This is a genomic window from Ruegeria sp. YTSA219 (assembly GCF_059609985.1).
This window is the reverse complement of record NZ_JBXWMT010000011.1, coordinates 50,135-73,740: the sequence shown is the minus strand read 5'-3', so window position 1 is coordinate 73,740 and position 23,606 is coordinate 50,135. Positions and strand designations below refer to the sequence as shown.

The window sequence follows — 23,606 nt, the reverse complement described above, 5'->3', positions numbered from 1 at the left end:
GTCGCGTGAGCCTGTTGGATTCATACCGAATGAGATTGCGGCGCAAGCGCCGCCTGTTGCGTTGCGTTCGCAAACGACGCGAATTAGAAGCGGTTTCCGACAAAACCAACGCTATTCAACCCGGTGACATCCTGTTGATGAGCGTGGTGCGAAACGAAAAAATCCGCCTGCCCTATTTTCTGGAATACTACCGAAAACTTGGCGTCGATCGCTTTTTGTTTGTGGACAACAACAGCGACGACGGCACCCGCGAGTTTCTGAGTAGTCAGCCGGACGTATCGGTCTGGCAGTCCAACGGCAGCTATAAGCGGGCCACATATGGCACTGATTGGTCGAACTATCTGCTGCGCAAATACGCCGATGGGCACTGGGTTCTGACGGTCGATCCGGATGAGTTCTTCATCTATCCGTTCTGCGACACGCGGCCCATTCGTGCCCTGACCGACTGGCTTGATGGCTGTGCCGTCCGCAGTTTCGGCACCATGCTGATCGACATGTACCCGCAGGGCCCGGTAGATGCCGAACCCTATCGTGAGGGGCAAGACCCCTTCGAGATTGCCCGTTGGTTCGATGCCGGGAATTATGTGATCAGCAAAAACCCTGAATACGGGAATCTCTGGATACAGGGTGGGCCGCGCGCCCGTGTCTTTTTCCGCCAGGCTCCGGAAAAGGCGCCTGCGTTGAACAAGATACCGCTGGTCAAGTGGGACCGTCGGTATGTCTATGTCAGTTCGACCCATTCGCTGCTGCCACGCGGGCTGAACCAGGTCTATGACGATTGGGGCGGCGAAAAAACCAGCGGGGCGTTGCTGCATGCCAAGCTGATCAACACCTTGGGCGACAAGGCACATGAAGAGATGGAGCGGCGTCAGCACTATCGCGGGTCCGGCGAATATCGCGCCTATGCCGAAGGGCTGAACGACCGTCCGGTGTTTTGGTGCGACTGGTCCGAGGCATATATCAACTGGCGACAGCTTGAGATTCTTGGCCTCATGTCGAAAGGGAACTGGGCATGAGCAGCCTTGGCGTCATCATGCTGGTGCACGCCGCGCTTCCAAGGGCGCAACAGGTCGCGCGCCATTGGGCGGCATCCGGCTGCCCGGTGGTGATCCATGTCGACCGCAAGGTTGCGGACACTGTTTTTGATGACTTTGTAGCCTCCTGTGCGGACGAACCTCTGATCCGGTTCTCGGAGCGCCACACCTGCAACTGGGGCGGTTGGGGCATTGTTGCAGCCTCGCAATCAGCGGCTGAACTGATGCTGGAGGCCTTTCCCGATGTACACCATATCTTTCTGGCCTCGGGCGCCTGCCTGCCGCTACGGCCCGTCGATGAGCTGGTCACATATCTAGCGGAACGGCCCCGTGTCGACTTTATCGAAAGCGCGACAACAGCTGATGTAAGCTGGACGATCGGCGGACTGGATCAGGAACGATTTACGCTGAGATTTCCGTTCTCGTGGCGTAAACAGCGCAAATTGTTCGACGCTTACGTAAAGCTACAGCGGACCATCGGAATCCGACGGTCGATACCCGAAGGTCTGGTGCCGCATATGGGCAGTCAATGGTGGTGCCTGACCCGTCAAACGCTGTCGGCCATTCTGCAAGATCCCAAACGCAAAACATATGACCGCTATTTTCGGCGCGTCTGGATTCCCGACGAAAGCTATTTTCAGACCCTAACCCGGCTTTATTCAACACATATCGAAAGTCGCTCCCTGACGCTGTCCAAATTTGATTATCAAGGTCGCCCGCATATCTTTTATGACGATCATCTACAGCTATTGCGACGGTCGGACTGTTTTGTAGCACGCAAGATCTGGCCCCGGGCCAATCGGCTTTATCAGGCGTTTCTGACCAACCAGGCACAGGCGATGAAGCCTACAGAACCCAACCCGGGCAAGATCGACCGGTTATTCTCGAAAGCGGTCGAGCGCAGGACACGAGGCCGGGATGGCCTGTATATGCAAAGCCGCTTTCCCCGCCACGGCAGCGAAAACGGACTGACGTCGTTCCCCTATTCGGTATTTCAGGGGTTTACCGAACTGTTCGCAGATTTCGAGCCCTGGCTGTCGGAAGCCACCGGAACAAAGGTCCACGGTCACCTCTTTGGTCCCGAACGGGCGGAATTCGCCGGCGGGGCGCCTCTGGTCAACGGCGCACTAAGCGATTGTGCCAGCCTGCGGGACTATAATCCTACGGCGTTTTTGTCGAATCTGATCTGGAATACTCGGGGCGAGAGGCAGTGCTTTCAATTTGGCCCCACGGATACGCAGGATATCAACTGGTTTCTGGCGCGCGACAGAAATGCGCAGATTTCAGTTGTCACAGGCGCCTGGGCCATTCCCCTGTTCCGTTCGAATGGAAATTTCGCGGATATCCGTAACGAAGCCGCCCGCCTGCAACAAATCGAGACCAAACAGCTTGAGGTTTTAACTTCGGTCTGGACCAAGGCCAAAGTGCGCACCTGGTCGCTGGCCGAGTTTGTGGAATCTCCGATGGAGCCTCTGCAATCAATTCTGGAAGAAACCGGATGCCAGAATCCCAGCCACCTGACCCAAGCCCCTACGATGGTCGACCTGTCCGGGTTCGGGAAGTTCCTGCAAAACCTGAAGAACCAGGGTATGCACCCTTATCTTATGGGAGATTTTCCAGCCGATGACATTTTTGGCCGGCAACTCAGGCCTTATCGAAAACCATATCTGGTGCAATAGCGTTTCATGTCATCCAAATTCGACTATTTCGTAATACTTGCCGCCATGCGGACCGGATCGAACCTGCTTGAGGCAAATCTGAACGCATTGGAAGGTGTCTCCAGCCATGGTGAGGCCTTCAATCCTCATTTCATTGGCAGGCTAAAGGGGGACAGCCTGTTGGGCGTCACTCTCGAAGAACGCGACAATGACCCTAAAGCCCTGCTGAACGCCATCCGATCAGCTGACGGTGAAATGAACGGGTTTCGCTTTTTCCAGGGCCACGATCCGCGTGTGTTAGAGCCTGTTTTGGATGACCCGAGTTGCGCCAAGATCATTCTGACGCGCAACCCTCTGGACAGCTATATCTCATTGAAGATCGCGCGCGAGACCAAGCAATGGCAGCTGAAAAACGTCAAACGGCGGCGCACCGAGCAGATCGCCTTCAACCCTCGTGAGTTCGAAACCTATCTGGACCAGCAACAGGCCTTTCAACTGACTTTGCTGCATCATCTTCAGGCCAGCGGGCAAACCGCCTTTTTCATCGCTTACGACGATCTGAACCGGCTCGACAGCCTGAACGGCCTGGCGGCCTGGCTTGGGGTATCGGGCCGGTTGACCACGATCGACGACACGCTCAAACCCCAGAACCCTGAGCCGGCCTTGTCCAAGGTGACAAACCCTGATGAGACCGAACAGGCCTTGTCGCGCATCGACAGTTTCAGCCTGCACAGAACTCCGAATTTTGAACCCCGGCGTGGCGCGGCCGTTGCGACCTATGTCGCCACGCCGAAAACCCCGTTAATGTATCTGCCCGTGCGGAGCGGCATCGAAGGGGTTGTGAAGCAATGGATGGCTGCGCTTGATTCAATCAGTGCGGATGACCTGATCACTGATCAAAACCGCAAAAAGACCCGCCAGTGGTTACAGGATCATCCGGGGCATCGCAAATTCACCGTGGTGCGGCACCCGCTGGTGCGCGCACATTCGGCCTTTTGTTCCTATATCCTCAGCACCGAGCCCGGCGCCTATCTGAAAATCCGCAATATGCTGCGCAACCGGTTCAAGCTTCCGATCCCCGGACAGTTACGCGCTGAAAACTACCCCATCGAGCAGCATTATAAGGCATTCTCGGCTTTTCTGACCTTCCTGCGGCAAAACCTGGCGGGACAAACCCCTGTGCGCGTTGACGGCGTTTGGTGCAGTCAGGCGCAGGTGTTGGAGGGCGTAGTCGGTTTTGCCCTGCCGGATCTAATCCTGCGCGAGGAAGAAATTGCAACTGCCCTGCCGGATCTGGCGCGGCGGCTGGGTCATGACAGCCCGCCCGCGCCCGGCAATACCAGACCAGATATCCCGTTTTCACTGAGCGATATCTATGACACCAAACTTGAGGCGCTGGCGGCCGAAACCTACCAGCGCGACTATATGCAATTCGGGTTTGACGTCTGGAAGCCGGCTACGGGCGCAGCGTAATCACTGTGCCGCGATTCACCATCGCATAGATCTCTTCGATCTCTTCATTCTTGACAGCGATGCACCCTGCCGTCCAATCCGATTGCTTCTTGGCACGCTTTTTCTCGGACCGGGTTTTCGGCTCGCCGTGGATGAAAATGTCACCGCCCGGATCAACGCCCGCAGCCTTGGCCTCTGCGATATCCTTCGAATCCGGATAGGAAATCCCCAGCGACAGGTGATAGCGGCTTTTGGGATTGCGCCGGTCGATCAAATAGGTGCCCTCTGGCGTGCGGCCGTCGCCGCGTTTTGTTTTGGTGCCATTGGGGGCAAAGCCAAGATCGACCTTATATTCCTTGAGGACATGTTCATTGTGCAGAAGATAAAGCTTCCGCGCGCTTTTGTTGATGACCATAGAGGTCACCTCGGGGCCATCATAGGCCAAAAATCTGGGGTTGGCCGAGGCGCAGGCCGAAAGACCCAGCGTAGCCACAGCACCCATTCCAAATGCTCGACGATCCATGTTTAATGCCTGCTTCTGCTTTTTTTTGTGATTATGCCAGAAATCCAGAAAACTGAAATCACTTTTTGCTGTTCGACTGCTCAAGCAAGCGGCGTTCGATGGATTCCAGCCTTTCCAGCACCTCATCACGATAGGCATCGGTTTTCACCTCATCCTCGGCGTGATGGGCATCCTGCATTGAATTCACAATCAGACCAACCAACAGGTTCACCACTGCAAATGTCGTAACCATGATGAATGGCACAAAGAATATCCACGCATAGGGATAAACCTCCATCACCGGGCGCACGATGCCCATGGACCAGCTTTCCAGCGTCATGATCTGGAACAACGTATAGGCCGACAGGCCCAAATCGCCAAACCAGTCCGGGAATGTGCCCGAGAACAGCTTGGTCGAGATTACCGCGCCGATGTAAAACAGAATCGCCATCAGCAGGAAAACGCTGGCCATACCCGGCAAAGCTGAGATGAAACCCTCGACCACCCGACGCAGCCGTGGCGCGACTGAAATTACCCGCAACACCCGTAGGATCCGCAGCGCCCGCAGCACCGACAGACCGCCGGCGCTTGGGATCAGAGCGATGCCAACAACGATGAAGTCAAACAGGTTCCAACCATTGGTAAAGAACCGGCGCCCTGTGGCGACCAGTTTCATCGCAATCTCGGCCACGAAAATCGTTAGGCAAAGGCTGTCCAACACCACGATCAAGGGACCCGCGGCCTCCATCAGCGTCGGTGAGGTTTCCATGCCGAGCAGGATGGCGTTGAAGATGATGACACCTGTGATGAACCGACCGAAGGTCGGGTTTTCAGTGATATCATGCAGGCGCTGGGCAAGCCCCATTCTGAAACTCTCCTGTTTGGTCATGATGCGGGGTTCAGTGCAAACCGCGCGGCAAGTTCCGTGTGTGACGACCATCGAAATTGGTCCACCACCTGTACCCATTCAAGGGTATAGCCTGCGTTAATCAGGTTTTTTGCATCCCGCGCAAAGGTCACGGGGTTGCATGAGACATAGGCGATGACCGGGGGCAGCGCTTGCGCCAGCTCGGCCACCTGCGCCTCGGCCCCGGCGCGGGGCGGGTCCAGGACAACCGCGTCAAAGTTCTTCAGCTCATCAGGCATCAATGGGCGGCGGTACAGGTCGCGCGCCTCGGTCGTGACCCGTTTCAGACCTTGCGCGCGACGCCAGCCTTGATCCAGAGCGGTGGTCATCAGGGCCTCACCCTCAACCGCGTGTACTTCGGCGTCCTCGGCCAGTGGCAATGAGAATGTCCCGCAACCCGCAAACAGGTCCACAACCCGCTTGGCGCCCTTGGTTGCCTGCAGAACTGCCTGTAATAGAGCCTGTTCTCCGTCCTTCGTGGCCTGCAGGAATGCCCCTGGAGGCGGCACGACAGCCGCCACGCCAAATCGCTGAATCGGGGCGTGACGCGAAGCGATCACCTCGCCATCCCAGCTGAGCCGCGCAAGCCCATGTGCCTCGGTCGCCTGTGCCAGGGCCAGTTCCAATGGACCGTCCAGCGGTTTGCCGCCTTTGACGGCGACATCCAAACCGCCATCAGAAAGGGTCAGCGTGACCGCCAGCGCCCCTTTGCGGCTACCACCCAAAACGGCAAGCGCCTCGGCCACGGGGACGGCTGCAATCAGGGCCGGATCAAGCAGATGACAATTAGAGATTTCGGTAATCGTGTCTGAGGCACGGCCATGAAACCCGGCCATAGTGCCTTTTTTGGTCCGTCGAACCGCAATCGTAGCCCGTCGCCGTGATCGTTCCGGCGAGGTATGGATCGGCCGCATCGGGGCATCGAGCCCCTGCGCGGCCAGCGCGTTGCGCACGACCTCAACCTTCCAATCAGCAACGAAATTATCCGCGGCATGCTGTAGCTGACATCCGCCGCAGGCTTTGTAGTGCCGGCACGGTGCTTTGACCCGCTGGTCCGAGGGGGTCTCGACCCGAATGTCGCTCAGCACTTGACCAACCAATATCCCGCTGACCACCTCCCCCGGCAAGGTGCGGGGGGCGTAGATCGGTCCAGCGGCGATGCCGTCGCCCTGATGACCAAGGCGTAAAATGCTGTAATGCTGCGTCATGAGGGCCTGATAGCTGGGCTTTACCCACAACAAAACCCTTATTCGGCGGCGGCGGCCTGAATAAACCCGCCCGATTGGCGATCCCAGAACCGGGCATAAAGCCCGCCCTGCTCCAGCAAGTCGTCATGGCTTCCCATTTCAACGATCTGCCCTTGATCCAGAACGACAATCCGGTCCATCTCGCTTAGCGTCGACAGCCGATGTGCAATCGCCAATACCGTTTTGCCCTGCATCACCCGATGCAACGCGGTCTGGATCGAGGCTTCGACCTCGGAATCCAAGGCCGAGGTCGCCTCATCCAGCACCAGAATCGGCGCGTTTTTCAGGATGGCGCGTGCAAGCGCAATCCGCTGCCGCTGACCGCCGCTCAGTTTGACGCCGCGCTCGCCCAGATGCGCATCATAGCCCTTGCGACCATGGGCATCCCGCAGGCCAAGGATAAATTCATGCGCCTCGGCCTTTTGCGCCGCGGCGATCATATCGTCTTCCAAGGCATCAGGGCGGCCATATAGGATATTCTCGCGCGCCGAGCGGTTGAACATCGCAGTTTCCTGCGTGACCATTCCGATTTGACTGCGCAGACTGTCCTGCGTCACCTGTGACACATCCTGCCCATCAATCCGAATTGCGCCGTTTTCCCCTTCATAGAGCCTGAGTAGAAGCGAAACGAGCGTAGATTTCCCCGCACCCGATGCCCCGACGATACCCAGCTTTTCGCCAGGATGTACGGTCATGTGCACGTCGGTCACGCCGCCGATGTCACCGCCATAAGCAAAGCTGACATGGTTAAACTCGATCTGACCTTCTGGCACGCTCAGCCTAGCTGCCCCTGCCGCATCCTCGACCCGGTCACGCTTGGCTAGCGTCTTCATGCCATTCTCGATCTCGCCGACATTGGCATAAAGCCCCATCAGCGTGAAACTGACCCAGCCTGTCATCTGCGAAATTCGCACGGACATCGCGCCCGCCGCAACGATATCACCAGCGCTGGCCATCCCGGACCGCCACAGCAGCAAGGTCACCCCCAGCAGCAGCACGGGCAACACCCCGGCCAGAACCATCAGTATGAACCTAAAACTGGCGGAGAGCTTGCCAAAGGCCAGCATCTTGTGGCGCAGATCGACCATCGAGTTTCGGGCCGCCTGATCCTCGAACTCGGAATGGGCGAACAGCTTGACGGTTTTGATATTGGTGATCGTGTCGACCACCTGCCCCGACACCATCGCCCGCGCCCCGGCCCGCGCCGCTGAGCGTGCCCGGATGCGTGGCAAATACCAGCGGATCAGCAGGAAATACACCGCCAACCAGGCGGCGAAGGGCAGCATGACCAGCAGATGAATAGATCCTAACAAAAGCAAAGTCCCTGCCAGAGACGCCAGCGCAAAAACCATTGCGCTTATCGTCTCGGACACGACCGAGGCCATCGCGTTCGAAGTTTGCATCTGTTTCTGAGCGATCCGCCCGGCAAAATCGTCGTCGAAATAGGTCACAGACTGACCCAAAGTCCACCGGTTCAGCTTGGCCAGAACCAGGGGCGGGATATTGGGCATGACAATATAGTTGTTGGAAAAGGCCGAAAGACCAAACAGCGCTGGTCGCAGCAGCATGAAAAATGCGGCGACCCCTCCAATTATCCAAAGATTGCCCGCCGTCAGAACCCCATCCGGCCCGCTTTCGTTTGCCATGTCGATCACCAGACCCAGCATCCAGGCGGTTCCGGCCTCCATCGCCCCGGCAGAGGCCGAAAACACGGAGGCGACAAGGATCATCGGCCAAGCTCCGGACAGGCACCAGCGAATGAACGCCCCCAGCCTTTGCGGCGGGGGCGTTTCGGTGGGTTTGAACGGATCTATGAGATCGGCAAGTTTCACTCAGCTGCCTCCGTGTTCAGGAAGCCTCCAGATTGCCGTGCCCAGAACTGGGCGTAAAGCCCGCCGTGTGACAGCAATTCGGAATGGGTGCCCTGCTCGACGATCCGGCCGCCATCCATCACCAGGATGCGATCCATTTGGGCAATGGTGCTGAGGCGGTGGGCAATCGCGATCACGGATTTGCCCTGCATCATGCCATAGAGCGTTTCCTGAATCGATGCTTCGACCTCGGAATCCAGCGCCGAGGTCGCCTCATCCAGCAACAGGATCGGCGCGTCCTTCAGGATCACCCGCGCCAGCGTCACCCGCTGCCGCTGACCACCTGACAACTTCACGCCCCGCTCGCCCACATGCGCATCATAGCCGGTACGCCCCTTCGGGTCCTGCAGGTCAAGGATGAACTCATGCGCCTCGGCCTGTTTGGCCGCGGCAATCATCTGCTCTTCGGAAGCCTCGGGGCGGCCATAGAGGATATTGTCGCGCACCGAGCGGTGCAGCAACGCGCTGTCCTGTTGCACCATACCGATATGGATGCGCAAGCTGTCCTGAGTGACCCGGGCAATGTCCTGATCGTCGATCAAAATGGCCCCCTGCTCCACATCGTAGAACCGAAGTAGGAGCTTAACTAGGGTCGACTTACCAGCTCCCGACCGTCCGATCAGACCGATCTTTTCGCCCGGCTCGATGGTCAGGTTGATATGGTCCAGCCCGCCGGTCTTGCGACCGTAATGATGCGACAGATCACGAACCTCGATCTTGCCGTTGGACAGATGCAGGAGTTTGGCCTGCGGCGCATCCAGCAGGTCGATCGGCTGAGCGATCGTCTCCATACCTTCGGCAACGACACCAAGCTGGCGGAAAAAACTGGTCAGCGCCCACATGATCCATCCGGTCATCGCGTTCAGGCGCAGGGTCAGGGCTGTGGCCGCCGCGACCACACCGACCGTAGCACTACCCTGCATCCACAGCGCAATTGCCCAGCCCACCACACCAACGATCAGCAACCCGTTCAATGCAACCAGAACCGCATCCATAATGGTGAAAATCCGCATCTCAGCCTGAAAGGTACGGCGGGTTTCCTCGATCGCTTCGCGCGCATAATCCAATTCCTGTGCTCCATGGGCAAACATCTTTACGGAATGGATATTGGTATAGCTGTCCACAACCCGGCCCGTTACGGCCGAGCGCGCGTCTGAGGCCGCCTTCGAAGCCGGTCCCACCCGCTGCACCGTCCAATGCACCAGAAACCCATACAGCACGAGCCAGATCAACAACGGCAACAGCAGCCGGGCATCAGCCGTCATCAACAAAAAGGCTGCGCCGATCAGGTATGCCAGCGAGAAGGAAATCGCATCAAACACCTGAAACACGGCCTCACCCGCAGCGGGCGGCGTCTGCATGATCCGGTTGGCAATGCGGCCTGCAAAATCATTCTCGAACCAGCCCACCGATTGCCGCAACACGTGCTTATGCGCGCGCCAACGGATCAGAGTGCCAAAATTCGGCAGGATCGTGTTGTTGAGCAACAGCACGTCAACGACATGCAGCATGGGTCGCAGCAGCAGCACAAATAGCGCCACCAGGATCAGTTCCGTACTATGGGTCTGCCAAACTTCGTCCGGCGGGGCGGACAGCAAGTCAACAACGCGACCCATATAATAGATCAGACCGACCTCAACCGCGGCCACCACGACCGAAATCAATCCGGCCCAGAAGAACACCCGCATAAAAGGGCGGGAATAGTTCAACATAAAGGGCCACAGCCGTGTCGGCGGCGTGTCGGTTTCTTCGTAGTCGACAAAAGGGTCGACGAGATTTTCGAAATAGCGAAACATAGAGAGTGCTCCGATTGAGCAGATAACAAGTCATGCGAAAAAAGATGGCGCCAGAACACCACCCCTACGGGTCAAGTGTTATGGCTTTAGCCGAACCAGATCCCGTAATACATTCGCATCCCTCCATTCATGTTACAGGCGCAAGAAAACACAAACGATCCGGCTTGTCATCCCCTTTTGAGACTTCAATTTACTCGACCAGCAACTCGGAGCGCGTCAGGGTGAAACCCGAGGCGATCCAGCGCGCCTCGAGCTCGGCCAGTTTCTTGCCCAGCGCCGGGCCGGTAAAGTCAGGGATCAGGTCAGCGGCCCGCACGGGAAAATCCGCTGCTGCCCCGTCCCGGAGCGCTTGCCGCTTATCCTCGGACCAGGGCTGTTCCAACAAAGCACAACGCAGCAGAACTTCGTGCAGGCCGTCCTCTTCGCCATAACGGAACCCAAGCTCGGCAGTGCCCGCGGTTCCCGCGGCCTCATCCCGCATCCGTGTCAGGCGTTGCATCTGGGCCTTGCTCAGACGCAGGGTCTGGGCAATCTCAGGCGTGGCGATGGAGGAAAGTCGCCGGACCGGCTCGGGCTTTGCCCCAGCCTGCTGTTCCAAGGCGATCAGCGGGGCAAGTGATCGATCCTCAACCCCCGGCAATATCTGTGCCAGAACGCCCGTGCTGCGCATGGCAGCGACCGAAGGCGCAGGGTCAGGCGCGGTCAGCAATTTCATAAACTCGGCCCCAACCCGTTCGCGCGACAGGCCTGCCAATCCGACCAGATTGGTTGAAATGGCCGACAGCGCTTCGGGATCAAACCCGGCTTCGGCATCCCCATACCAGGCGTGAAACCGAAAATAGCGCAGAGACCGCAGATAGTCTTCGCGGATGCGATGCTGGGCGTTGCCTATGAACCGAACCTTTCGGGCCTTTAGATCGGACAATCCATTCAGCGGGTCCAAAAGCGTCCCATCCGGGCCGGCATACAGCGCGTTCATGGTGAAATCGCGCCGCCTGGCATCTTCATCAACATTGTCCGAGAACGCCACAACAGCTCGGCGGCCATCGGTTTCGACATCTCGCCGGAAGGTCGTGATCTCATGCGGGATGCTTTGGCTGACAACGGTTATCGTGCCATGCTCGATCCCAGTTGGGATGGCCTTCAACCCCGCCGCCCGCATCAAATCCAGCACCTGCTGGGGCGGAGCGTCCGTGGCAATATCCAGATCCGAGACCGGCGCCCCCAAAAGCGCGTTGCGGACGCAACCGCCGACGAAAAGCGCCTGAAAACCGGCATCGATCAAAACGGCGCAGACTGTCTGGGTTGCCGGATTTGTAACCCAGCTTTCTGATAGCTTCATCATTCACTCACCCGCGCAGCCAAGCCCCGCAACATCCGGGCCGTAGCCCCCCAGATGTAATAAGGGCCATAGGGCACGGTGAAATAATACCGCCGCTGGCCCCGCCAGCGACGCGACTCAACGATATAATTCGCAGGGTTTAGAACATGCGCAAGTGGGACTGAAAAAACTTCGTCAACTTCACCCGGCTCAGGAATTGGGTCGAACCCGTCTCGTAGGATCGCGACAACCGGGGTTACGACAAAAGACGTCACGGTTTCATGGGTAGGCAAATGCCCGAGAATTTCAGGCATATCCGAGGAAAGGCCAATCTCTTCCTGTGCTTCCCGCAGGGCGGTTGCGGTTACATCCGGATCAGTCTCATCCTGTTTTCCGCCGGGAAAGGCGATCTGGCCGGGATGGTGTTTCAGCGCCGATGAGCGCTTGGTCAAAAGCAGGCGCGGGGCCTCATTCGTCACAAGAATCGGAACCAGAACCCCGGCTGGACGCAGCTTGCGCCCCGCTGGCAAAACCGCATCAGGGTTCAGATCGAAATCACTGGACCCGTTGCCGGGGCGGCTCAGGGCCGCCCGCAGCTGTTCTGTTGGATCAGGCTTCACCGGCATCGAAGCCAACGGTGACGGGGTCCAATACGTAATGGGCACCACAGAACTGACAATCGGCGGTGACCTGGCCTTCGGGAGTTGTCATCTTTTCGATGTCGCGCGCCGAATAGATCGACAGGCTTTGGCGCACGCGCTCTTCCGAGCAGGTGCAGCCGAACTGAACCGATTGCGCATCATAAACACGTGGCTGTTCTTCGTGAAACAGCCGGATCAACAGGTCGGTTGGCGCAATCGAAGGACCGATCAGTTCAAGGTCATCAACAGTATCCAGAAGGATATTGACGCGCCCCCAATTTTCACCTTCCTCACCGTCAACCAGATCATCCGCCGACAGAATCTGACCGTCACCCTCTGCATTGGCTACAAATGGTGACGCTTTGGGCATGTGCTGCAGCATGATGCCGCCTGCGCGCCAGTGCTCACCGACGCCAGGTTCAGTTGATTTGCCGAAACTCAGTGAAAACCGCGTCGGCAACTGTTCGGACTGTGCGAAATACGCCTCAGCGCATGCGCTGAGAGAGCCGCCAGCCAGCGGTGTGATCCCCTGGTAAGGCTGCGTGCCCTCGCCCTGGTCAATCATGATGGCGAAATAGCCTTCACCCACCTGATCAAACGGTGTGGAATCGGTCAGGCGGTCCGGGTCAAAACTGGCATAGGCGCGGATGCGGGCCAGTTCGCCCTCGGCCTGCGGAGCGTAGTAATCGGTTGCGATCATCCGAACGGCGCCTTTGGACTGAACCTGAAGCGACAGCTTCCAGCGCAGCGAGACGGTCTGGCCGATCAGAGCAGTCAGCAAGGCCATCTCGGCCACCAAAGCCTCGACCTTTTCGGGATAGTCGTGCTGTTTCAGAATGCCATCCAACACTCCGTCCAGCCGCGCCACACGTCCGCGCATATCCGGTATATCAAGTTGAAAGGGCAGGACGGTGTCGTCCCACGCGATTTTTGTTCCAAGAGACATGGGGTTTCCTTAAACGCCACAGATTGGCATACCGCCAGCATATAGGTCGAAGATTTCGGGTTGTAAGGGGCCATACATGATCAGACGGTTCGGTGAAACCCCACAAGCGGGGCGCAAATACACACGACGTGTGGGTGTATACGCATTGTTGCCTCGAGGACGACATCTGTTGCTGACCTGCCAGACAGAGCCCGGCCCTGATCTGCAGTTGCCGGGTGGCGGTATTGACCCGGGCGAATCGCCCATCACCGCCCTGCATCGCGAAGTCTTTGAAGAAACCGGCTGGTTGATTGCCAGCCCGCGGCGGGTCGGCGCCTTTCGCCGTTTCACATACATGCCCGAATATGACCTGTGGGCCGAAAAGGTCTGTTTGATATATCGAGCCCGCCCTGTGCGCCGCATAGGTCCACCTTCAGAGCCATTCCACGAAGCCCTTTGGCTGGACAGTGCGGATGCCGCGCAGATGCTGGGCAACAGCGGCGACCGACATTTCGCTTCGGGACACCTGATGGGGCTTTAAGGCCCGCTGTATTCAAAGAAAACCGCAGATACGTCATCATCCATACCCTGGTCCGGATCCATGGCCTGTGTCAGCCGCCAGAACATATCGTCCAGAAATTCGGGCCCGCTGAGATCGATGGCACAATCCGTCACCATTCTGCACAGCCCCTCTTCTTCCAGCAGGGATCCATCCGCCATCCGGCATTCCGTGAACCCGTCTGAATATAGCAACAGCTTGTCACCGGGCTTCATGTAGGTATCGGTTCGCTGAAACGTGACATCCGGCAACAGTCCGATGGGCAAACCACCTTGCCCCAGATACTCGGTCCCACCATCCTGTCGCAACAACAGCGGATGCGGATGCCCTGCCTGCACCATCTTGAGATGTCCGTTTCGCAGGTCGATAATGGCATAGACCATGGTAAAATACTCTTCGACGCCAGCATCGGCCATAAGGCGGGAATTGAGCATCTCTGCCACCTGATCAGGTGGTAGCAATGCGTAAAATTTATCGAACCGCTTTTCCATCGCCACGTTCTGATCGAAATGTTTGCTGGACAGATACCCGCCCAGCCGTGCTGTCATCATCGCCGAGGTGATGCCGTGGCCGGACACATCGATGCTGTAAAACCCCACTCGGTTGACCCCCGGTGAAAACATTCCCACCAGATCGCCACCGATATGCCCACAAGGTTTCAGCAACATGCTGATACGCGACCTACCGAAATCACGCGTGAGTTCGGGGACCAAAGATTCCTGTATCTTACGCGCCTGAATCAGGTCTTTGTCGATCGCATCATGGACCACTTTCAGTTCTTCGAGCGCGGTCTCGATCATTCGGTTCTTATCAGACAGCTCACGCTGCATATCCAATATCCGTGCGCCCGCAGATATGCGCGCCCGCAATTCATCGGCCTCAAGAGGTTTGATCAGAAAATCATCCGCCCCGGCATCCAGTCCGCGCGCAACCTCCTGCTTTTCGCTTTTTGAAGTCAGAAGGATGAAATAGCTGTATTCGTCATTCTCCAGCGCCCGAAATGCCTGACAGAATTCCAGCCCGCTCATCCCCGGCATGACCCAGTCGCTCAGGACCAGATCGGGGGACATGGCAGCACAGATTTCGATGGCGGCCTCTCCGCTATCGGCCTCGAGCACCTCAAAGCCCCATTTCTTCAGCGAGGCCACAAGGATGCGACGTTGCAGACGACTGTCATCAACGACCAGCACCTTGCGAATCGCACCAAAATCCAGCTCTGCCTTTGTTTCTGCCTGACTGACCTCTGCCACCTGACCCTCAGCTCTGCCACACAATGCGGAACGGGACGACCCTAGCGCACGGCTGTTTAACATCCTGTGAAGGTCGTAAATGCATCCATCTTAACCACGGATTTACCAACGGCCTGTAGTGATAATCGGGTCGTTATCTTTAGGGAAAGGATGGCCATGATCGACTGGTCCTGGGTCAGACAGCTGCGGGACGAGGTCGGCGCCGACGAGTTTGACGAAGTAGTGGAAATCTTTCTCGATGAGGTGCAACAAGGCCTGGAGCATTTGCTGGTCGATGATGATCGGTCTGACTTCGAACAGCATCTACACTCCTTGAAGGGCAGCGCGCTTAGTCTGGGATTCAGGACATTGGCCAGGCTCTGCCAGGATGGTGAGCGCCATTCGGCACAGGGTCAGGCCGCAACCGTCGATATCGCCGAAATAGTCGGCACATTCCGGACCTCAGCAACGGAGTTTCAGGCAGGATTGAACGAGCTCTGAGCGGCGCCGTACAGGCAGCAAACAGGTACACTAGCGATGGGTGACAACCCGGCCCCGTATATTGTCTGTTTCAAACGCAGCTGATCCATCGCCGCGACAGACAACATTGCAGTATGGTCATTTGCTCAGATCACAAACTGGGCGAGGGTCTCGTCCTCGGTGATATCCGTAAAAGTGAACCCGGCTTCATCCAGATGCGCGAACAGACGGGCAAAGTTTTCGGGCTTGCGGGTTTCGATACCAATCAGAACCGAGCCGAAGTTACGTGCCGATTTCTTCATGTATTCAAACCGCGCAATGTCATCCTCGGGGCCAAGGATGTTCAGGAACTCTTTCAATGCGCCAGGGCGCTGTGGCAGGCGCAGGATGAAGTATTTCTTCACCCCCAGATAGCGCTGCGCGCGTTCCTTGACCTCGGGCAGACGTTCGAAATCGAAGTTGCCGCCAGAGGTTACGCAGACAACGGTTTTCCCTCGGATAAAACTCTGAATATCGCTCAGCGCCTCAATCGCGAGGGCCCCGGCGGGTTCCAGAACGATGCCCTCGACATTCAGCATCTCGATCATGGTTGTGCAGATTCGGTCTTCGGACAGGACCAGAGCATCCGACAGATGACGGGATTTCAGCAATTCGAACGGTTTTTCACCGATCCGACCAACCGCAGCACCGTCAACGAAATTGTCCACCTGATCCAATGCCACCGGATGTCCTGCTGCCATTGCCGCGTGCAGACAGGCACCGCCTTTGGGTTCCACAAACAGGCAATGGGTCCGATCGCCAAACCACGTAGCCACGCCCGCAGACATGCCGCCACCGCCTACTGGCAAAAGGATGTGGTCCGGCAACCCACCCAACTGCGTTTCGATCTCAACCGCGAGCGAGGCTTGCCCCTCGATCACATCAACATCGTCAAAGGGCGACAGAAAATGGCCGCCCTGTTCGGTGCACCACGCCTGCGCGGCGGCCAACGTGTCATCGAAATAGTCGCCGGTCAGATGAATCTCGATATTGTCGCCGCCGAAGATACGAGTTTTCTGGATTTTCTGCTGCGGCGTCGTCACGGGCATGAAGATCACACCCTTCACATCCATGTGCTTGCACATAAAGGCCACGCCCTGCGCATGATTTCCCGCGCTGGCGCAGACAAACAGGTTCTGCCCCTGCTGTTTGCGCATGGCGTTGAACGCACCGCGGATCTTGTAGGACCGCACCGGGCTGAGGTCCTCACGTTTCAGCCAGATATCGGCCCCGAAACGATCAGACAGATGGGCATTGCGCTGCAGAGGCGTCACCGGAAACACAGAGCGCATCGCCTGTTCGGCAGCGCGGGCGCGGGTCATGAAATCACTCATGCCGGTTTCCCTGCCCCATCATCGCTGAAAGAGCAAGGAATACATATGTGTACGAGTTCAGGTCAGCTGGCGCTTTTCAACGAACACGCCGTACATGGTGGTCAAGATACTGACATTGATCAGCGGCAAAACCAGAACCCCAAAGAACAGTGAGAGCAAAACACCCAGAACCGGGATGAAAGCGAGCGCTGTAAAGACCAACTGGACCACGACCTGGAACACAAAGCTTACAAGCAAAAGAACGATGATCGCACCACCCGCACCGGCGGTGTTGTTCCAAGCTTGCCCAAGTGTCAACGGTTGCCCAATCGCTGCTGCAGGCAGGATTATGGACAAACGGTAGAAGCCGATGATGAGGAAGACGACAAGGACAATGACAAACACAACTGACAATGCTCCACCGCCCAGCGCTGAAAGTACCGCGCCCGCCGGCAGGAACGCGATGGCCATCAGGATACCCAACAGAAGAACCCGCCCGAAATAGGCCAGAATTCTATCGAACCGGAAGGTTGGGAAAATACCTCTTGGATATTCCTCAAGCAGGACAAAGCGGTGCCACGACACCACAATCCAGAACATCGTCACAAATATCACGACCATAAAGCCCACCAGGAAGCCAATCGCCGATCCGCTCGAAACGCCCGCAGGCAACTCTCCGGTGGTTGTATTGAGTTGATCCAGCGGAACGTCCAATACAAAAAACAGTGCGACAATCACCGCTGTCGCAACCAAAGATGGCCCGAACGTAATCTGCAAAACCTGTTTGAGATTCCCAATAACCATCCGCACCGAATGTGCAAAAATCTTCCAACCCAGCATCTGAAATCTATCCCTTCAACCAATCCTTGTTTTCTTTCCTTCTGTTTCACCCCAAATCCCGACCTGCGTCAACGCAGATAACTTGCCCCCGCGTTCAAAACCCGCTAGGGGCCAGTCGTTCTACGCATAAAGGGAAGTCAGATGTCCGCGCCCAAGAAAGTTGTTCTGGCCTATTCCGGTGGCCTTGATACCTCGATCATCCTGAAATGGCTGCAGACCGAGTATGGTTGTGAGGTCGTAACCTTCACCGCCGACCTGGGTCAGGGCGAGGAGTTGGAGCCCGCCCGCAAGAAGGCCGAGCTGCTGGGGATCAAGCCCGAAAACATCTATATTGAGGACATCCGCGAAGAATTCGTTCGCGATTTCGTCTTTCCGATGTTCCGTGCGAATGCGCAGTATGAGGGCCTGTACCTGCTGGGCACCTCGATTGCGCGCCCGTTGATCTCGAAACGTCTGGTCGAGATTGCCGAGGCGACCGGAGCGGATGCCGTATCTCATGGCGCGACCGGTAAGGGCAACGATCAGGTGCGGTTCGAACTGGCCGCTTACGCGCTGAACCCTGACATCAAGGTGATTGCCCCGTGGCGCGAGTGGGACTTGTCCAGCCGCACCAAGCTGCTGGAATTTGCCGAGGCCAACCAGATTCCGATCGCCAAGGACAAGCGGGGCGAGGCACCGTTCTCGGTTGATGCCAACCTGCTGCACACCTCATCCGAAGGCAAGGTTCTGGAAGACCCCGCCGATATGGCGCCCGATTACGTCTATCAGCGCACGGTCCACCCCGAGGACGCGCCGAATAAACCTGAATTCATCGAGATCGGGTTCGAAAAAGGTGACGCGGTCAGCATCAACGGCGAGGCGATGAGCCCCGCGACCATCTTGACCAAGCTGAACGAATATGGCGGCAAGCACGGCATTGGGCGTCTCGATCTGGTCGAAGGTCGCTTTGTTGGCATGAAATCGCGCGGCATCTATGAAACACCGGGCGGCACTATCCTGTTGGAAGCACACCGTGGCATCGAGTCCATCACCATGGATCGGGGCGCGATGCATCTGAAAGACCAGCTGATGCCTCAATATGCAGAGCTGATCTATAACGGCTTCTGGTACTCGCCCGAGCGCGAGATGCTGCAGGCCGCGATCGACAAATCTCAGGATCATGTCACCGGCACCGTGCGCGTGAAGCTGTACAAAGGTCTGGCATCGACCGTGGGCCGCTGGTCGGAACACTCGCTGTATTCCGAGGCGCACGTGACCTTCGAAGAGGATGCTGGTGCCTACGATCAGAAAGACGCTGCGGGATTCATCCAACTGAACGCCCTACGCCTGAAACTGCTGGCAGCACGCGACAAACGGCTGTCAAAGTAAGACAGCTGAGATTTTGACCTGAAGACCCGGCAGCCCCTCAGGATGCCGGGTTTTTTATGCGCCCATTTTTGCCACCTCCCGTCAGGTCACTCTTGCTCCACCGCAGGATATGTCTTTACCCAAGTCACAACACTGAAAGGAGGGGGCATGTTGCAGGATATCGCAGAAGGTATTCAGAGCGGTCTGAATGGCAAAAACTTCGATGGGTCGTTGAAATTCGATTGCGGTGATGCCGGTGTGATTGTTCTGGCCGACAATCAGGCGACGACGCAGGATCGGGACACTGATTGCACCATTCGTATCTCACAAGAGAACCTAACCAAGCTGCTGACCGGCAAGCTGAACCCGATGACCGGTATTGCCATGGGCAAGCTCAAGATCTCGGGCAATATGGGTGTGGCGATGAAACTGGGGCAGTTGCTGGGCTAAGGCGATAAACTCGTCTCACCAGCGCGTGAGAACAGATGTCAGCGCGTTGCGCCCGGGGGTTTCCCAAGGCAGTCTGATCATGGAAGGAGACCCACCATGATCCGAACCACATACATTGACGCTGTCAAACCTTGGCTTCTGTTTGCGCTGATCCTCATCGTCGCAATGCTGCGCGCCGCGCCTGCACCGGCTGCCGGAACCGAGACGCTGACCGTGGCCGGGGGGTGTTTCTGGTGCGTTGAATCCGATTTCGAATCCGTGCCGGGCGTGGTTCAGGCGGTCTCGGGCTATACCGGGGGCGCAACGGCGGACCCGACCTATGGCGAGGTAACCAAAGGCGGCACCGGCCATTATGAGGCTGTTCAGATCACCTTTGATCCGGACCGTGTTTCCCGTGAAACCTTGCTGAGCCTGTTTTTCCGCTCGGTCGATCCCACGGATGCGGGCGGCCAGTTCTGCGACCGGGGCGAGAGTTACCGGACCGCGGTATTTGTCTCTAACACAGGCGAAAAGGCGTTAGCCGAGGCTGCAAAATCCAAAGCACAGAACGTCCTGCGTCAAACGATTGTCACCCCGATCCTGCAACAGGACCGGTTTTACCCGGCCGAAGCCTATCATCAGGATTACTATAAGGGCGAAAAACTGGTCTTTACGCGGTTCGGTCCCAAACGCCAGCGCAACGCCTATAAGGCCTATCGCAAAGCATGCGGTCGCGACGCCCGCGTCAAACAGCTGTGGGGCAGTGACGCGCCCTTTGCCGGGTCTTAATCAAAGCGCGCTTCGCGCACTTCTTTCAGATCAGGAATGACATCCGCCGTACCGTGCCGTGTCACCATCAACGCGGCAGCCCGGTTTGCCTGCAATATTGCCTGCTCCATCGGCATGCCACGATCCATTCCTGCCAGAACGTAACCAGTGAACGTATCGCCCGCACCAGTTGTGTCCACCGCCTGAACCTTGTGAGCCAAAAAATCCGAGGTCGTCCCCTTATGATGATATCGCGCGCCCTTTGATCCGAGGGTCACAATGACATGCTCTATCCCCAACTCGGACAGGCCCTGCCCGGTTGCCCGCCGCAGCTGCTCGGCCTCGACCTCATTTAGGATCAGGAAATCCAGATACGGAAGAACCGCCCGCACTGCATCGGCTTGAAAAGGGGCCGCCGCGTAACAGACAGTCAGCCCCATTTCGCGGCCCATTTTTGCGGCTTCGACCTGCAAGTTGGTTTCGTTTTGCGTCACAATCAGATCACCCTGATCCGCCGATGACAGCGCCTGGCCCAGTTGATCTGACGTAATTGCATGATTTGCGCCTTGAAACAGGATGATATTGTTTTCACCCTCGGCGTCTACGGCGATAATGGCGTGCCCGGTAGGATCTGAAACCTCGGCAATCCACCGGGTATCGACGCCATATTCGGTCAGCCTGTCACGCGCCCAGCGCCCGTCGGGCCCTATGGCCCCAATATGCGCCACCCGTGCGCCGGCCCGCGCGCCGGCGACGGACATATTCGCGCCCTTGCCGCCCAGAAACCGATCCAAACGGTTGGCCGAAAGCGTCTCACCCGCGCCCGGCAGGTGTGGCACATCATAAATCATGTCTGCGTTGATCGAGCCTAGATTCCAGATTGTCATGGCTTAACCAATATCGCAGGAGGCCAGAATGGCCATGTTCAGAATGTCATTGGCCGTCGATATGGTCGAACAGATCTGAATCGGCTTGTCGATGCCCGACAAGATCGGGCCGATCACCGTGGCCCCACCCATTTCCTGCATCAACTTGGTCGAGATCGAGGCCGAATGCCGTGCTGGGACAATCAGGATATTCGCCGGTCCGGTCAGGCGCTGGAACGGATAGTTTGCCTGCTGGTCGACATTCAGCGCCACGTCCACCGTCATTTCACCTTCGTATTCGAAATCTACGCCACGCTGATCCAGAACGGCAGGAGCGCGGTGCATCTTTTCGGCCCGCTCCGACACCGGGTAGCCAAACGTCGAAAAGCTGACAAAGGCAACGCGCGGCTCCAGCCCCATATGGCGGGCAACGGCTGCTGAGCGCTCGGCGATATTGGCCAGATCGTTTTCGTCCGGCCATTCATGGACTAGAGTGTCGCCGATCAGCACGATCCGCCCCTTGTGCAACAGCGCCGTCACACCGGCCGCGCCACGGGCCGCATCTGCATCGAACACATGGTTGATCCGATCCAGCACATGCGCCGATTTACGCGTCGCGCCCGAGACCAAACCGTCGCCATGCCCATGTGCCAGCATCAGCGATGAAAACACATGCCGGTCGCGCGCGGCAAGTCGATGAATATCCTTTCGATCAAAGCCTTTACGCTGCAGGCGATCGTACAAAAAATCAGAATAGGTATCGAGATGCGCAGTGTTGGCGGCATTCACGACCTCCAGCTCACGCACAGCATCGCCCAGCCCGGCCTCTTCCAGCTTTTGCTTGACGTCATCCGGGCGGCCTACGACCAGCGCCTTACCAAAGCCCGAGCGTTGATACATCACCGCAGCCCGCAGCACACGCGGATCGTCGCCCTCGGCAAAGATCATTCGGCTTTGCGCCTGACGGGCCCGCGCGTTCAGGCCGCGCAGAATGCTGGCGGTCGGATCCATGCGGGATTTCAAGCTCAGCTCATACGCGTCCATGTCGATAATCGGGCGCCGCGCCGCGCCGGTATCCATCCCGGCCCGCGCAACGGCGGGCGGAATGCGGTGAATCAGGCGCGGATCGAAAGGTGTCGGGATAATATAATCGCGCCCAAAGGTCAGCGACTTACCATAGGCCATCGCGACCTCATCAGGGACATCTTCGCGCGCGAGGTTGGCCAGGGCGTGGGCACAGGCAATTTTCATCTCGTCATTGATGGCGCGGGCGTGGATATCCAGCGCACCGCGGAACAGGTAGGGAAAGCCCAACACGTTGTTGACCTGGTTCGGATAATCGCTGCGCCCTGTGGCGACGATGGCATCAACGCGCACTTCGTGGGCCTCTTCCGGCGTAATTTCCGGATCGGGGTTTGCCATCGCAAAAATCACCGGGTTATCGGCCATGCTGGCGACCATATCCTGCGTCACAGCCCCTTTGACCGACACGCCCAGAAAGACGTCTGCGCCTTTCATGGCGTCTTCCAGCGTACGCAGATCTGTGGTGATCGCATGGGCCGATTTCCACTGGTTCATGCCCTCGGTCCGGCCCTGATAGATCACGCCTTTGGTGTCACACACGATGCAGTTCTCATGCCGCGCGCCCATCGACTTGAGCAGTTCGATACACGCTATCCCAGCAGCCCCGGCACCGTTCAGAACAATCTTCACATCTTCGATCTTCTTGCCCGAGATACGCAGCGCATTCAGCAGGCCCGCCGCACAGATCACCGCCGTGCCATGCTGATCATCGTGGAAGACGGGGATATCCATTTCTTCCTTCAGGCGCTGTTCGATGATGAAACACTCGGGCGCCTTGATGTCTTCCAGATTGATGCCGCCAAAGGTTGGCCCCATCAGTCGCACGGCGCGGCAGAACTCATCCGGGTCTTCGGTGTCCAGCTCGATATCGATCGAGTTTACGTCAGCGAAACGCTTGAACAGGACTGACTTGCCCTCCATCACCGGTTTTGAGCCCAGCGCGCCCAGATTACCAAGACCCAAAACCGCCGTCCCATTCGAAATCACGGCGACCAGATTTCCCTTGTTGGTATAGTCATAGGCCGTTTCTGGATTTTCCGCGATTGCTTCACATGGAACAGCCACGCCGGGGCTGTAGGCCAGCGACAGGTCGCGCTGCGTCGTCATGGGAACGGTGGCTTGTACCTCCCACTTGCCAGGAGTTGGGTCCAGGTGAAAGGCCAGCGCCTCTTCGTTGGTGATCTTCGCTTTGGGCATTTGATACGTCGTTTCTCTGCAACTTCGGGGCTTCTGCCTCATAGCGCAGGCACGCGCGCGCCTCAACGAGAATACTTTTGCCTTTCGCACCAGATGGCGGAT

The 23,606-nt window shown here is 57.6% G+C and carries 21 protein-coding genes; 8 read left to right on the top strand and 13 right to left on the bottom strand.

Annotated features, from left to right (window positions below; translation table 11 throughout):
- Positions 1-29: 29 nt before the first annotated feature.
- Genes AC2FFB_RS15150 through AC2FFB_RS15140 form a run of 3 tightly spaced genes read left to right on the top strand, consistent with a single transcriptional unit; the run spans position 30 to position 4,165 of the window.
- Positions 30-1,016 (top strand): glycosyltransferase family 2 protein, encoded by a 987-nt coding sequence (locus AC2FFB_RS15150; RefSeq protein ID WP_496690221.1) that lies wholly within the window; start codon positions 30-32, stop codon positions 1,014-1,016.
- Complete coding sequence (locus AC2FFB_RS15145) at positions 1,013-2,713, top strand: DUF5927 domain-containing protein (protein WP_496875118.1); 1,701 nt, start codon at positions 1,013-1,015, stop codon at positions 2,711-2,713. Before AC2FFB_RS15150 ends, AC2FFB_RS15145 begins: the two co-directional genes overlap by 4 nt.
- Positions 2,714-2,719: 6 nt before the next feature.
- Positions 2,720-4,165 carry a nodulation protein NodH gene (locus AC2FFB_RS15140; protein WP_496875117.1) on the top strand — a complete coding sequence of 482 codons (1,446 nt, stop codon included), beginning with the start codon at positions 2,720-2,722 and terminating at the stop codon, positions 4,163-4,165.
- Here AC2FFB_RS15140 and AC2FFB_RS15135 read toward each other — a convergent pair.
- From AC2FFB_RS15135 to hslO, 8 genes are all read right to left on the bottom strand, one after another.
- A complete protein-coding gene (locus AC2FFB_RS15135) occupies positions 4,149-4,667 on the bottom strand; it encodes a L,D-transpeptidase family protein (protein ID WP_142637369.1) in 519 nt (172 codons plus the stop codon). The genes AC2FFB_RS15140 and AC2FFB_RS15135 overlap by 17 nt on opposite strands.
- A gap of 58 nt (positions 4,668-4,725) precedes the next feature.
- Positions 4,726-5,511, bottom strand: coding sequence for an ion transporter (locus tag AC2FFB_RS15130; protein WP_271950705.1), 786 nt, complete (start codon positions 5,509-5,511; stop codon positions 4,726-4,728).
- Between the two features lie 20 nt (positions 5,512-5,531).
- Positions 5,532-6,761 (bottom strand): class I SAM-dependent RNA methyltransferase, encoded by a 1,230-nt coding sequence (locus AC2FFB_RS15125; protein ID WP_496694362.1) that lies wholly within the window; start codon positions 6,759-6,761, stop codon positions 5,532-5,534.
- Between the two features lie 38 nt (positions 6,762-6,799).
- Positions 6,800-8,632, bottom strand: coding sequence for an ABC transporter ATP-binding protein (locus tag AC2FFB_RS15120; protein WP_496824153.1), 1,833 nt, complete (start codon positions 8,630-8,632; stop codon positions 6,800-6,802).
- Positions 8,629-10,467 carry an ABC transporter ATP-binding protein gene (locus tag AC2FFB_RS15115; RefSeq protein WP_496875116.1) on the bottom strand — a complete coding sequence of 613 codons (1,839 nt, stop codon included), beginning with the start codon at positions 10,465-10,467 and terminating at the stop codon, positions 8,629-8,631. Before AC2FFB_RS15115 ends, AC2FFB_RS15120 begins: the two co-directional genes overlap by 4 nt.
- 190 nt (positions 10,468-10,657) lie before the next feature.
- Positions 10,658-11,809 carry a CCA tRNA nucleotidyltransferase gene (locus tag AC2FFB_RS15110; RefSeq protein ID WP_496875136.1) on the bottom strand — a complete coding sequence of 384 codons (1,152 nt, stop codon included), beginning with the start codon at positions 11,807-11,809 and terminating at the stop codon, positions 10,658-10,660.
- On the bottom strand, positions 11,809-12,414 hold the full coding sequence (locus tag AC2FFB_RS15105) for a CoA pyrophosphatase (protein WP_496690243.1): 606 nt from the start codon (positions 12,412-12,414) through the stop codon (positions 11,809-11,811). Before AC2FFB_RS15105 ends, AC2FFB_RS15110 begins: the two co-directional genes overlap by 1 nt.
- A complete protein-coding gene (gene hslO / locus AC2FFB_RS15100; RefSeq protein WP_142637378.1) occupies positions 12,398-13,375 on the bottom strand; it encodes an Hsp33 family molecular chaperone HslO in 978 nt (325 codons plus the stop codon). The genes AC2FFB_RS15105 and hslO overlap by 17 nt, the downstream gene beginning before the upstream one ends.
- A 76-nt stretch (positions 13,376-13,451) precedes the next feature.
- Between hslO and AC2FFB_RS15095 the strand changes: the two genes are divergently transcribed.
- Complete coding sequence (locus AC2FFB_RS15095) at positions 13,452-13,895, top strand: NUDIX hydrolase (RefSeq protein WP_271950593.1); 444 nt, start codon at positions 13,452-13,454, stop codon at positions 13,893-13,895.
- On the opposite strand, the gene AC2FFB_RS15090 is transcribed toward AC2FFB_RS15095, so the two are convergent.
- On the bottom strand, positions 13,892-15,163 hold the full coding sequence (locus AC2FFB_RS15090; RefSeq protein ID WP_246097238.1) for a PP2C family protein-serine/threonine phosphatase: 1,272 nt from the start codon (positions 15,161-15,163) through the stop codon (positions 13,892-13,894). The two genes, AC2FFB_RS15095 and AC2FFB_RS15090, sit on opposite strands and share 4 nt — an antisense overlap.
- 156 nt (positions 15,164-15,319) lie before the next feature.
- Between AC2FFB_RS15090 and AC2FFB_RS15085 the strand changes: the two genes are divergently transcribed.
- On the top strand, positions 15,320-15,643 hold the full coding sequence (locus AC2FFB_RS15085; protein ID WP_496694365.1) for an Hpt domain-containing protein: 324 nt from the start codon (positions 15,320-15,322) through the stop codon (positions 15,641-15,643).
- Positions 15,644-15,768: 125 nt separating this feature from the next.
- Here the strand turns inward: AC2FFB_RS15085 and ilvA are convergent, their stop codons facing one another.
- Complete coding sequence (ilvA, locus tag AC2FFB_RS15080) at positions 15,769-16,995, bottom strand: threonine ammonia-lyase IlvA (RefSeq protein WP_496690213.1); 1,227 nt, start codon at positions 16,993-16,995, stop codon at positions 15,769-15,771.
- Between the two features lie 57 nt (positions 16,996-17,052).
- A complete protein-coding gene (locus AC2FFB_RS15075) occupies positions 17,053-17,778 on the bottom strand; it encodes a hypothetical protein (RefSeq protein ID WP_281973390.1) in 726 nt (241 codons plus the stop codon).
- Positions 17,779-17,955: 177 nt separating this feature from the next.
- Between AC2FFB_RS15075 and AC2FFB_RS15070 the strand changes: the two genes are divergently transcribed.
- The 3 genes from AC2FFB_RS15070 to msrA all read left to right on the top strand — a co-directional run bounded on the left by AC2FFB_RS15070 (position 17,956) and on the right by msrA (position 20,379).
- Positions 17,956-19,182, top strand: a complete 1,227-nt coding sequence (locus AC2FFB_RS15070) for an argininosuccinate synthase (RefSeq protein WP_142637390.1) — start codon at positions 17,956-17,958, stop codon at positions 19,180-19,182.
- A gap of 147 nt (positions 19,183-19,329) precedes the next feature.
- Complete coding sequence (locus AC2FFB_RS15065; RefSeq protein WP_142637392.1) at positions 19,330-19,611, top strand: SCP2 sterol-binding domain-containing protein; 282 nt, start codon at positions 19,330-19,332, stop codon at positions 19,609-19,611.
- A 96-nt stretch (positions 19,612-19,707) separates the two neighbouring features.
- A complete protein-coding gene (gene msrA, locus AC2FFB_RS15060) occupies positions 19,708-20,379 on the top strand; it encodes a peptide-methionine (S)-S-oxide reductase MsrA (RefSeq protein WP_496678658.1) in 672 nt (223 codons plus the stop codon).
- On the opposite strand, the gene AC2FFB_RS15055 is transcribed toward msrA, so the two are convergent.
- Positions 20,376-21,245 (bottom strand): ribokinase, encoded by an 870-nt coding sequence (locus AC2FFB_RS15055; RefSeq protein ID WP_496875115.1) that lies wholly within the window; start codon positions 21,243-21,245, stop codon positions 20,376-20,378. The genes msrA and AC2FFB_RS15055 overlap by 4 nt on opposite strands.
- A gap of 3 nt (positions 21,246-21,248) precedes the next feature.
- Entirely contained in the window at positions 21,249-23,504 is a 2,256-nt protein-coding gene (locus tag AC2FFB_RS15050; protein ID WP_142637398.1) for an NADP-dependent malic enzyme, read from the bottom strand.
- Positions 23,505-23,606: the final 102 nt, after the last annotated feature.